This is a genomic window from Mesorhizobium sp. M0751, assembly GCF_040320265.1.
Taxonomy (GTDB): Bacteria; Pseudomonadota; Alphaproteobacteria; order Rhizobiales; family Rhizobiaceae; genus Mesorhizobium.
Map to the genome: position 1 here is coordinate 103,582 of NZ_JAMYPH010000021.1, position 10,185 is coordinate 113,766.

10 protein-coding genes are annotated in these 10,185 nt (G+C 64.1%); 7 read left to right on the forward strand and 3 right to left on the reverse strand.

The genetic code is table 11. The features are described 5' to 3' along the window. Positions 1-2: 2 nt before the first annotated feature. On the forward strand, positions 3-1,409 hold the full coding sequence (lpdA, locus tag NKI19_RS26720; protein ID WP_352493208.1) for a dihydrolipoyl dehydrogenase: 1,407 nt from the start codon (positions 3-5) through the stop codon (positions 1,407-1,409). 754 nt (positions 1,410-2,163) lie between these two features. Here the strand turns inward: lpdA and NKI19_RS26725 are convergent. Together NKI19_RS26725 and NKI19_RS26730 are read right to left on the reverse strand one after the other, a co-directional pair. Beyond that, entirely contained in the window at positions 2,164-3,231 is a 1,068-nt protein-coding gene (locus tag NKI19_RS26725; RefSeq protein ID WP_352493209.1) for a TraB/GumN family protein, read from the reverse strand. A gap of 85 nt (positions 3,232-3,316) precedes the next feature. Continuing rightward, positions 3,317-4,255 (reverse strand): tyrosine recombinase XerC, encoded by a 939-nt coding sequence (locus tag NKI19_RS26730; protein ID WP_254817838.1) that lies wholly within the window; start codon positions 4,253-4,255, stop codon positions 3,317-3,319. 129 nt (positions 4,256-4,384) lie between these two features. Here NKI19_RS26730 and rimM point away from each other — a divergent pair, with 129 nt between their 5' ends. Both rimM and trmD read left to right on the forward strand, forming a co-directional pair. Then, positions 4,385-4,984 carry a ribosome maturation factor RimM gene (rimM, locus tag NKI19_RS26735; RefSeq protein WP_352493210.1) on the forward strand — a complete coding sequence of 200 codons (600 nt, stop codon included), beginning with the start codon at positions 4,385-4,387 and terminating at the stop codon, positions 4,982-4,984. Beyond that, positions 4,981-5,679 carry a tRNA (guanosine(37)-N1)-methyltransferase TrmD gene (gene trmD / locus NKI19_RS26740; protein ID WP_352493211.1) on the forward strand — a complete coding sequence of 233 codons (699 nt, stop codon included), beginning with the start codon at positions 4,981-4,983 and terminating at the stop codon, positions 5,677-5,679. The genes rimM and trmD overlap by 4 nt, the downstream gene beginning before the upstream one ends. Here the strand turns inward: trmD and NKI19_RS26745 are convergent. After that, on the reverse strand, positions 5,661-6,413 hold the full coding sequence (locus NKI19_RS26745; protein ID WP_352493212.1) for a sulfite exporter TauE/SafE family protein: 753 nt from the start codon (positions 6,411-6,413) through the stop codon (positions 5,661-5,663). The genes trmD and NKI19_RS26745 overlap by 19 nt on opposite strands. Before the next feature lie 355 nt (positions 6,414-6,768). On the opposite strand from NKI19_RS26745, the gene rplS reads away from it, so the two are divergent. From rplS to NKI19_RS26765, 4 genes are all read left to right on the forward strand, one after another. Further along, positions 6,769-7,308 (forward strand): 50S ribosomal protein L19, encoded by a 540-nt coding sequence (gene rplS / locus NKI19_RS26750; protein ID WP_254817835.1) that lies wholly within the window; start codon positions 6,769-6,771, stop codon positions 7,306-7,308. 265 nt (positions 7,309-7,573) lie between these two features. Next, a complete protein-coding gene (locus NKI19_RS26755) occupies positions 7,574-8,371 on the forward strand; it encodes a transporter substrate-binding domain-containing protein (RefSeq protein WP_352468079.1) in 798 nt (265 codons plus the stop codon). A gap of 76 nt (positions 8,372-8,447) precedes the next feature. Next, a complete protein-coding gene (locus NKI19_RS26760; protein WP_352493213.1) occupies positions 8,448-9,263 on the forward strand; it encodes an amino acid ABC transporter permease in 816 nt (271 codons plus the stop codon). Between the two features lie 52 nt (positions 9,264-9,315). Then, positions 9,316-9,951, forward strand: a complete 636-nt coding sequence (locus NKI19_RS26765) for a class I SAM-dependent DNA methyltransferase (protein WP_352567360.1) — start codon at positions 9,316-9,318, stop codon at positions 9,949-9,951. Positions 9,952-10,185: the final 234 nt, after the last annotated feature.

Sequence of the window (10,185 nt, forward strand, 5' to 3'; positions counted from 1 at the left end):
TCATGGCCTATGACGTCGTTATCATCGGATCGGGACCAGGCGGCTATGTCTGCGCCATCAAGGCGGCGCAGCTCGGTCTGAAGACGGCGGTGGTCGAAAAGAACCCGACCTTCGGCGGTACCTGCCTCAACATCGGCTGCATCCCGTCGAAGGCGCTGCTGCATGCGTCCGAGATGTTTGCCGAGGCCGGCCATTCCTTCGACGCGCTCGGCGTCGAGATCGGCGCGCCCAAGCTCAACCTTGGGAAGATGATGGCGCACAAGGATGCGACAGTGACGGCCAACGTCAATGGCGTCGCCTTCCTGTTCAAGAAGAACAAGATCGACAGTTTTCGTGGCACCGGCAAGGTAGTTGCGGCCGGCAAGGTGTCGGTGACCTCCGATGACGGCAAGGTCGAGGAGATCGAGACCAAGAACATCGTCATCGCCACCGGCTCCGACGTCGCCGGCATTCCCGGCGTCAAGGTCGATTTCGACGAGAAGGTGATCATCTCGTCGACCGGCGCGCTGTCGCTGGACAAGGTGCCGGGCCATCTGGTGGTGGTCGGCGGCGGTGTCATCGGTCTGGAGCTCGGCTCGGTATGGGCGCGGCTCGGCGCCAAGGTCACCGTGGTCGAGTTCCTCGACACTATCCTGGGCGGCATGGATGGCGAGGTCTCCAAGCAATTCCAGCGCCTGCTGTCGAAGCAGGGCTTTGAGTTCAGGCTGGGCGCCAAGGTGACCGGCGTCGCCAAGGCCAAGAAGGGGGTGACGGTCACCTTCGAGCCGGTCAAAGGCGGAGCGGCCGAGACGATCGAGGCGGACGCGGTGCTGATTGCGACGGGACGACGGGCCTATTCGGACGCTCTCGGGCTGAAGGAGGCCGGCGTCGACGTCGATGAGCGCGGTCGGGTCAAGACCGACGGCCATCTCAGAACCAACGTGCCTGGCATCTACGCCATCGGCGATGTCATCGCCGGGCCGATGCTTGCCCACAAGGCCGAAGACGAGGGCGTGGCGGTGGCCGAAACCATCGCCGGCCAGGCCGGTCATGTGAACTATGACGTGATTCCGAGCGTCGTCTACACCACGCCGGAAATCGCCTCGGTCGGCAAGACCGAAGAAGAATTGAAGAAGGCCGGCATCGACTACAAGGCCGGAAAATTTCCGTTCAGCGCCAACGGCCGGGCGCGCGCCATGCTGCACACCGACGGCTTTGTGAAGATCCTGGCCGACAAGGCCAGCGACCGTGTGCTCGGCGTCCACATCGTCGGCTTCGGCGCCGGCGAGATGATCCACGAGGCGGCCGTGCTGATGGAGTTTGGCGGCTCGTCGGAAGACCTAGCCCGCACCTGTCACGCCCATCCGACAATGTCGGAGGCGGTAAAGGAGGCGGCATTGGCGACGTTCTTCAAGCCCATCCATATCTGAGCAAACGCGGAGAATCGCAAACCTTGGAGATTGGCCGAAACATCCGCGATTGCTCCCAAAAACAAAACGGCCCGCCTTTCAGCGGGCCGTTCATATATTTCATATATTAAGTCGGCAGTCTGATCACTGAGGGGCCGGTGCTGGTGCCGGCGCAGGTGCTGGTGCCGGGGCTGGCGCAGGGGCCGGAGCGGGTGCAGGTTCTGCCGGAGCGGGAGCCGGAGCGGGTGTTGCCGGAGCTGGCGCAGGAGCCGGTTCGGCTGGCTTCATCGGCTCGGCGGGTGCAGGCGCCGGGGCCGGTGTGCTGGCTGCGGGCGGTTCGGCAGGCGCAGGTGCCTCGCTACGTCTTCCAAAAACATAATAGGCGACAATTGCCAGGATAACGACGACCAGGGCAATCAGCCAGCCGCTGCCGCCGCCGCTTGGCCGTGCGGAGCCCGGCGAGGTGAATGGGTCGTTCGGATTGGGTGTGTTCGCCATAAAAGTGTCCTCCGTGGATGAAAAACATCAAGTAATAGCCATCAACGTACAATCGTTGAATCGGTTTCACATTAGGCGTTGAAAACGCCGAAAACAGGGCAATTCTGATCCGGAATCGCTTGCAGGCATGCATTTCCACCGCAAAATGGGGTTCGATCGAGCCAAACCGAACCTTTTTCAGTTTCTTGGCACGAAGCGCGGCCGGTCCGCCGTCGCGCCAGGAATCAGGACTGACCCAGGCTTGGCAATGATTCGGTGTGCAACTCCGCCGTGTCGTTCAGTTGACGGCGGTCACAGTATAGCCGGCCTTGCGGAAACCCTCGACCAAGCCTTGCGCTCCGGGAAGGTGCATGGCGCCGACCGCCATGAAGACATTGCCGTGGGCGAGGATCGGCGCGGCACGATCGACCATCACCTTGTTGCGGCTGGTGATCATGGTCTGCTCGAATTCGGCGTAACCCGATTGGCCGTCGACCTGTTCGGGGATGACGGCCCGAAACAGCGGTACGTACATGCCAGTGTCGCCACGCCGGTAAAGCACGATCATGGTTTCGTTGACGTCGTTCACCTTGTCGCCAAGCTTCAGCGTGTCGACCAGCCCCTTCAGGTGAAAGGCGATCGGCAGCGAAGCCATGGCGCGCAGCTGGTCGGCGAGTGTCTCCAGCCCCTCGACTGATTTGCCCGAAGCCTCGGCGTCCTTGGCAAGCTTGACGTCGAGCACCGGCGCACCGCCAGCCTGGCGGGCGACTTCGCATGCAGGCAGCGCCACCATCGCCGACAGCAACCAGGGCTTCATCTTGGCGACGGTCGCTGGCGGGATGCCACGCGTATCGAGCGCCTTGTTGACCACCGCCGCATCCTCCGGCGACAGCAGCGACGAAAGCGTCGTCTTGTCGGTGAACATCATCAGATCCGGCTCTTTCAGCAGTGTGGCCATCATCTTCTGCTTGTCGAGCACTTCGGTGGTCTCGATGACGACGGTGCCAGCCGCATCGAATGCCTTCTGCGCGGCGGGCGGCAGCGTGGTGACGCGCGGGTCGGTAACGTGCATGGTGCCGAACAGGAAAGACGGTTTTTCGCCTGATTTTTCGAGCTTCCACAGCAAGCCCTTGCCGTTCGGTGTCGCTGCCGCGTCCGCCTCGATCTTGCGGTAGGCAGCCGGGTCGTCCTTTTGCAGCGCGCTCAGCATATCGCTACCGGCGCAGGCCGAGGTCTCGGCGCGTGCCTTGCCCGCGGCGAGCAGCGCGATGATGAGGAAGGAGAGGAAAAACAGGGCGTTGAGCGCGACAAGCAGCTTCAGCGAAACATGGGTTGCGCGGTCGGCGATGGCGATGAGGCGTTTCATGCTGCGGTTCTAGGCGCAAAAAGCGGCAAAACGGTTAATCGGCGCATCAAAATTGTTGCGAGATGGCCACCGATTCAAGCGTCCATCACGCACGCGGATGAGCTGCTTCGTAAATCTCGAGCAGCCTGGCCGTGTCGACACCGGTGTATATCTGCGTCGTCGACAGGCTGGCATGGCCGAGCAACTCCTGAATGGTGCGCAGGTCGCCGCCGCGCCCAAGCAGATGCGTGGCGAAGGAATGGCGCAGCGCATGCGGCGTCGCCGTGTCGGGCAGGTTGAGCGCCGAGCGCAGCTTGGCCATGTCGCGCTGAACGATCGCCGGGTTCAGCGGCCCGCCGCGGGCACCGCGAAACAGCAGGCCTTTGGGATCGAGATGCCAGGGACACAAGCGGCGGTATTCGGCAATCGCCCGCAGCGCCACCGGCAGCACCGGCACCAGCCGGGTCTTGCCACCCTTGCCGGTGACGCGCAGCACGGTATCACCAGGTGAGGACAGATCGGCGCCCGACAGGCCGAGCGCCTCGGAAATGCGCAGACCCGATCCATAGAGTAGGGTCAGCACGGCGGCGTTGCGGGCGGCGATCCATGGCTCCTCCGCCAGCTGGCCTTCCACCGAGACAACGTGTTTTGCATCGCTTGCGGTCAGCGGCTTGGGCAGCGATTTCGGCTGCCGCGGCGCGCGCAAGGCTGCCGCACCGGCCGCATTGGCGAGGCCACGCCGTTCCAGGAAACGCAGCAGCGAGCGGATGCCAGCCAGCCCGCGCCCGAGCGTGCGGGCGCCGGCGCCCTCAGCACGGCGGGCAGCGAGAAAGCCGCGCAAATCGGCGGGGCGCAGATCGGCGATGTCGGAGATGCCGGGCGAGCCGCCGCAATGGCCGGTCAGGAAATGCAGGAACTGGCGCGTGTCGCGTTCATAAGCCTCGACGGTTTCGGGCGACAGTCGGCGTTCTCGCGCCAGCATCTTCAGCCAGGCCTCGCGCGCCGCCTGAAGATCGGGTTTCGCCGGTATGAGGAATTCCTGCATTGCGCTCTTCCAGTTCCGTTTTTCCAGTTCTGGGCCATCTTCCGGCAGCCGGGTTAGGAAGCGGTGAAGAGCGGCGTCATTGAAATGACGACGGGCTGGGGTTAGAGCAAGGCAAAGGATTTTCCGCAGATGAGCAAGCCACAAAACCCCGTCCAGATGGCCGTGATCGGTGCCGCGCATGGCATCAAGGGTGAATTGCGCGTCAAGAGCTTTACCGGCGACCCGCTGGCGCTGGCCGATTACGGTCCGCTCTACGCCAGGGATGGCCGCGCCTTCCAGATCGTCGACATCAGGCCTGCCAACACGGTGGTGGTGGTGCGGTTCAAAGGCGTCAACGACCGCAATGCCGCCGAGGCGCTTGCCGGCACCGAATTGTTCGTCGACCGTTCCGTGTTGCCTGATGAGGGCGAAGAGGATGAATTCTACCATGCCGACCTCGTCGGACTGGAGGTCAAGGACGACACCGGCGCGGTCGTCGGCAAGGTCGTTGCCGTGCACAATTTCGGCGGCGGCGACATTCTCGACGTGACGCTTGCCGGGCGCAAAGGCGTGCTCATTCCGTTCACGCAGGCCGCCGTTCCGGAAGTGTCGATCGCCGGCGGCTTTGTCCGTGTTGATCCAGCCGCCGCAGGGTTGGTCGAGGACGAGGACGGCGAGCCTGCCGGTGACGACGGTTTCGACCCCAAGGGCAGGCCGCGCGGGCCGAGGGACGCCGGAGGCAACCGGTGAGTTTTTCGGCTTCGGTGCTGACGCTCTATCCCGAGATGTTTCCCGGCGCGCTTGGCCTGTCGCTGGCCGGCCGCGCGCTCGAGACCGGCATCTGGTCGCTCAAAACAATCCAGATCCGCGACTTCGCCAGCGATCGTCACCGTACCGTCGATGATACACCGGCAGGCGGCGGCGCCGGCATGGTGATGCGGGCAGACGTGCTGGCCAGCGCCGTCGACCATGCCTCGCCGGCAGGCGATCCACGCCCGCGCCTGCTGATGAGCCCTCGCGGCAAGCCGCTGACGCAGCGCCGTGTGCGCGAGCTCGCCGCTGGGCCGGGTGCGGTGATCGTCTGCGGCCGCTTCGAAGGCGTCGACCAGCGGGTCATCGAGGCGCGCGGCCTCGAGGAAGTTTCGATCGGCGACTTCATCCTGTCCGGCGGCGAGCCGGCGGCACTCGTGCTGCTCGATGCCGTGGTGCGCCTGCTGCCCGGAGTCATGGGCAACGCGGTATCGGGCGAGGAAGAGAGTTTTGAAGACGGCCTGCTCGAACATCCGCATTATACGCGGCCGCAGGAGTTCGAGGGCCGGCCGATTCCCGAAGTGCTGATTTCGGGCAATCACAGGAAGATCGCGGCGTGGCGGCGGGCCGAAGCGGAGAGGCTGACGAAAGAGCGAAGGCCCGATCTTTTAGCCGCTCAGCCCTTGTCAAAATAGTAGAAAGCCAGGAACAGGCCGACCGCGATGACGAAGCCGCGCACGGCGTTCTGCGGCACGCGCCTGGCGATCCAGACACCGGCATAGCCGCCCAGCGCGCCACCCGGGATCATGATGATCGCCTGCAGCCAGGCGATGACGCCGCCGGAGACAAAGACCAGGATGGCGACCGCAGCGATGACCACGGCCAGCATGTTCTTCAGTGCGTTCAGCCGGTGATAGTCGCCGGACTGGGTGAGGCCGAGCGTCGCCAGCATCATGACCCCCATGCCGGCGCCGAAGAAGCCGCCATAGACGGCGGTGGCGAACTGCGCCAGCGACCCGACCAGCGAACCCACCGCGGCCTCATGCTCCGGCTTGGGCGCCGGCTTCAGCCATGGCCCGGCAGCGAACAACGCGGTTGCCGCCAGCAGCAGCCACGGCACCAGGGCGCGGAACGCCGGGTTGTCGAGCCCCAGAAGGATGAGCGCGCCAGACAGCGCACCGAGAGCCGAAATGAGGCTGAGCAGCAGTGCGCCGCGCCAGAAATGCTTGATGTCGTGCCAATAGGCGAGCGTCGAGGTGATGTAGCCAGGAAATTGCGTCACCGACGATGTCGCATTGGCAACGATCGGCGGCAGGCCAGCCAGGGTCATGGCGCCAAAGGTTATGAACGTACCGCCGCCGGCAACGGCATTGACGGCGCCTGACAGAAAGCCGGCGAGAAAGAGCAGGACCGCGTCCAAGATTGGCATGAGGGGTGTCGTCGCTGGAGGAAAATGCTTATCTTCCGGCTTAGAAAGCTTGACGCGCGGGCGCAACCCCCTGGACCACAAGCGATCACGGGATTGCCACAGCGGCGCCAGCCAAAAAGAAGCAGCGCCAAAAAAGAGACGGCGAAGGCGTGACAAAGCGCCGAAATAGCTGTATGTGCGCGCCGAACCGGAAGAAAATTCTCCCGGACCCGTCAACAGTGACGGTGTAGTCGCCCCTGCCCGATGTTCTCGAACAGACGTTCCCGAACGAAGGGCATAGCCGAGCGGTCGATGCGACTGCAAGGCGAGTGTCGGACGCTCTGACTGTCGGAAGAACAAGAAGTGGATTATTGAGATGGACATCCTCCGTCAGCTCGAGGCCGAGCAGGCCGCCAAGATCGAAGCCAAGCGCAAGCTTCCCGAATTCCAGCCCGGCGACACCGTGCGCGTCCAGGTCCGTGTGACCGAGGGCACCCGCACCCGCGTCCAGGCCTATGAGGGCGTCGTCATCGCCCGCGCCGGCGCCGGCTTCCAGGAAAACTTCACCGTCCGCAAGATCTCCTACGGCGAAGGCGTGGAGCGTGTGTTCCCGGTCTATTCGCCGATGGTCGAGGGCGTCGAGATCGTGCGCCGCGGCAAGGTGCGTCGCGCCAAGCTGTACTATCTGCGTGACCGTCGCGGCAAGTCGGCCCGCATTTCGGAAAACACCGGTGTGCGCGCCCGCAAGCTCAACGACGAAGAGCGCGATGCGCTGAACGCCGAGAAGGCGCGCATCGAGGCCGAGAAGGTGGCCGCCGCCCAGGCGCTGGCCGCCGAGAAGGCCGCGCAGGACGCCGCCGAGAAGAAGGCCGCCGACGAGGCTGCCAAGGCCGCGGAAGCAGCTGCCGCCGAATAAGGCGTCTTCAAAACCCATGTTTTCGGAAAGGCGGCTTCGGCCGTCTTTTTGTTTCGCGAGGCGGAGTCGATTTTGCCGGGCCACGTCGGTCCGCTATCGAAACGGATCGTTCCGTAATGCCTTCCTTGAAAGCATTGGAATCCATTTTCGTGCCGAACGCCGCATCGGAGCGGCTTGCAAGGCGCCGGCGGAAAGCTAAAGTCGGCGCCGGATTTCCTGCATGCCTCGGCCGATCGAGGCGGTTCAGTTCCTGGGGAGCATCGTTATGATCAATTCGAAACTGCTGCTGGCCGGCCTGCTGGCTTGCCTTCTCGTGCCTGTCGCGGCTCTGGCGCAGGCGCTGCCCGACCTCGGCGGCAAGAAAGTGGTGGTGGTGACCGAAAATGCCTATCCGCCGCTGCAGTTCATCGATGCCAAGACCGGCAAGCAGATCGGCTGGGAATATGACGCGATGAACGAGATCGCCAAGCGGCTGAATTTCAAGGTCGAGTACCAGAATACCTCCTGGGACGCGATGATCCAGGCGGTTTCCGACAACCAGTACAACATCGGCATGACCGGCATCACCATCAAGGACGACCGCAAGCAGAAGGTCGATTTCTCCGACCCCTATATGCGTTCGGAGCAGTTCATGCTGGTGCGCGGCGACGAGAAGCGCTTCAGCGATGCCAAGACGTTTGCCGCCTTCAAGGACGGGCTGATCGGCGCGCAGGCCGGCACCACGCCCTTCTACACCGCCGTCTACAGCGTGCTCGACGGCAACGAGCAGAACCCGCGCATCAAGCTGTTCGAGACATTCGGCGCGACGGTGCAGGCGCTGAAGGCGGGCGACGTCGACGTCGTGCTCACCGACGGCACTGCCGGCAAGGGCTATGTCGATGCGTCCAATGGCGGCCTGAAGCTGATCGGCGGCCCGCTCGGCACCGAGGATTTCGGCTTCATCTTCCCCAAGGGCTCCGACCTTGTGAAGCCGGTCAACGCGGCAATCGCCGCGCTCAAGGCCGACGGCACGCTCGACGCGCTCAACAAGAAGTGGTTCCTTGATTACAAGATGGGGCAGTAGGACTTTTGTCGCGGGTGCCGGGTGATGCGCGGGAACGCGTGCTGACTCTGGGCGACTCTATCACCGGTATTGTTTGATGCCGTCGGCGCCCCCAGCCACCGCCAAATCCGACTTCCCGTGGTGGCTTGCCGTGGCCGTGGCGATCGCCTTGGCCGCCGCCATCTTCATCGCTGCCAGCGACCTCTATGCCCAGGTGTTCGCGACCGTCGCCAAGGGCATCGGCGTCACCATCTTCGTCACTGTGGTCGCCTTCGCGCTGGCTTGCGCGATCGGCCTCGGCGTCGCGCTGATGGGCCTGTCGGGCTCACGCTCGCTCAGCCAGATCGCCCGCTTCTATGTCGAGATCATCCGCGGCGTGCCGATGCTGGTGCTGTTGTTCTGGATCGCCTTTGCCGGCGCGCCGGCCTTCGTCGCGGCATGGAACGCGCTGACGGCGCCGCTGCAAAGCGCCGGCCTCTTCGGTGAGCTGCTGGTACGCGACGTGTCGCTTTTATGGCGCGCCGTCATGGCGCTGACCATCGGCTATTCCGCCTTCATCTCGGAGGTGTTCCGCGCCGGTATCCAGGCTGTCGAGAAGGGCCAGATCGAGGCGGCGAAGGCGCTCGGGCTGACGCGCACGCAGCGCTTCCGGCTGGTCATCTTTCCGCAGGCGATCCGCACTATCCTGCCGCCGCTCGGCAATGATTTCGTCGCCATGGTCAAGGATTCCTCGCTGGTCTCGGTGCTCGGCGTCGCCGACATCACCCAGATGGGCAAGATCTATGCCGCCGGCTCGTTCCGCTTCTTCGAAACCTATTCGATCGTCGCCTATATCTATCTCATGCTGACTGTCGGCTTGTCGCTGGCCCTGCGGGCGCTGGAGAAGCGGCTGCGCCACCAGAATGGGCAATAGAAGGCAGGCGAAATCGGCGCTACCATCGAGCGGACGCGACCGGGGAGGACCCATGATCATCGACAAGGCCAATGCGGCGCTGGAAGCGGTTTACACGGCCGACACGCCTGAGGCGCTCGCCAAGGCCTATGCGGAATGGGCCGCGACCTATGACGGCGAAACCGCGGCACTCGGCTATCTCCTGCCGTTCCTGATCACCGCCTGGGTGGCGCGCCACGTACCGCCGGGCGAAGGACCGCTGCTCGACGCCGGCTGCGGCACCGGCCTGTCGGGGCCGTCGCTCAAGGCGCTCGGCTACCACGACATTGCCCGGCTCGACCTGTCGCAGGACATGCTGAAAATCGCCGGCAGCCGGCAGGCCTACAGCGAGCTGGAACAGGCGATGCTCGGCGGGCCATTGCCCTGGGCGGACGGGTATTTCCGCGCCTTCTTCTCGACCGGCGTGTTCACCATCAGCCACGCACCGGCGTCGGGCCTGCATGAACTGGTACGCATCACCAGGAAGGGCGGCCACGCCATCTTTGCGGTCCGTGACCAGGTGTTTGAAAGCGGCGGGTTCAAGGCCGTGTTTGGCGAACTGGAGCAGGCGAAAAAATGGCGGCCGGTCGAGGAGAGCCCATGGTTCCGCTGCTATGCGATCGGCGAGCCCGAGGCCTTGGTGAAGACGTTTGTCTTCGAGGTGGTTTGAGCGGCGCCTTCTTCCTTCTCCCCTTGTGGGAGAAGGTGGATCGGCGCGCAGCGCCGAGACGGATGAGGGGTGTTGGACGGAATGAGGCGTCGGCGTTCCCTGGAACACCCCTCATCCGTCGCCTTCGGCGACACCTTCTCCCACAAGGAGGCCTTTGCAGAGAAGGCGCATAGATATGCGATTTGAGAGATATATGCTTTTTTGAGCGCCGAGAGCGCTGCCTGGGCGTTCAGC

What these genes read in the sequence shown, in the direction of transcription:
- lpdA (WP_352493208.1), top strand. Translation starts at nt 3, where the DNA reads ATGGCCTATGACGTCGTTATCATCGGATCGGGACCAGGCGGCTATGTC.
- NKI19_RS26725 (WP_352493209.1), bottom strand. Translation starts at nt 3,231, where the DNA reads ATGAAACGCCTCATCGCCATCGCCGACCGCGCAACCCATGTTTCGCTG.
- NKI19_RS26730 (WP_254817838.1), bottom strand. Translation starts at nt 4,255, where the DNA reads ATGCAGGAATTCCTCATACCGGCGAAACCCGATCTTCAGGCGGCGCGC.
- rimM (WP_352493210.1), top strand. Translation starts at nt 4,385, where the DNA reads ATGAGCAAGCCACAAAACCCCGTCCAGATGGCCGTGATCGGTGCCGCG.
- NKI19_RS26745 (WP_352493212.1), bottom strand. Translation starts at nt 6,413, where the DNA reads ATGCCAATCTTGGACGCGGTCCTGCTCTTTCTCGCCGGCTTTCTGTCA.
- rplS (WP_254817835.1), top strand. Translation starts at nt 6,769, where the DNA reads ATGGACATCCTCCGTCAGCTCGAGGCCGAGCAGGCCGCCAAGATCGAA.
- NKI19_RS26755 (WP_352468079.1), top strand. Translation starts at nt 7,574, where the DNA reads ATGATCAATTCGAAACTGCTGCTGGCCGGCCTGCTGGCTTGCCTTCTC.
- NKI19_RS26760 (WP_352493213.1), top strand. Translation starts at nt 8,448, where the DNA reads ATGCCGTCGGCGCCCCCAGCCACCGCCAAATCCGACTTCCCGTGGTGG.
- NKI19_RS26765 (WP_352567360.1), top strand. Translation starts at nt 9,316, where the DNA reads ATGATCATCGACAAGGCCAATGCGGCGCTGGAAGCGGTTTACACGGCC.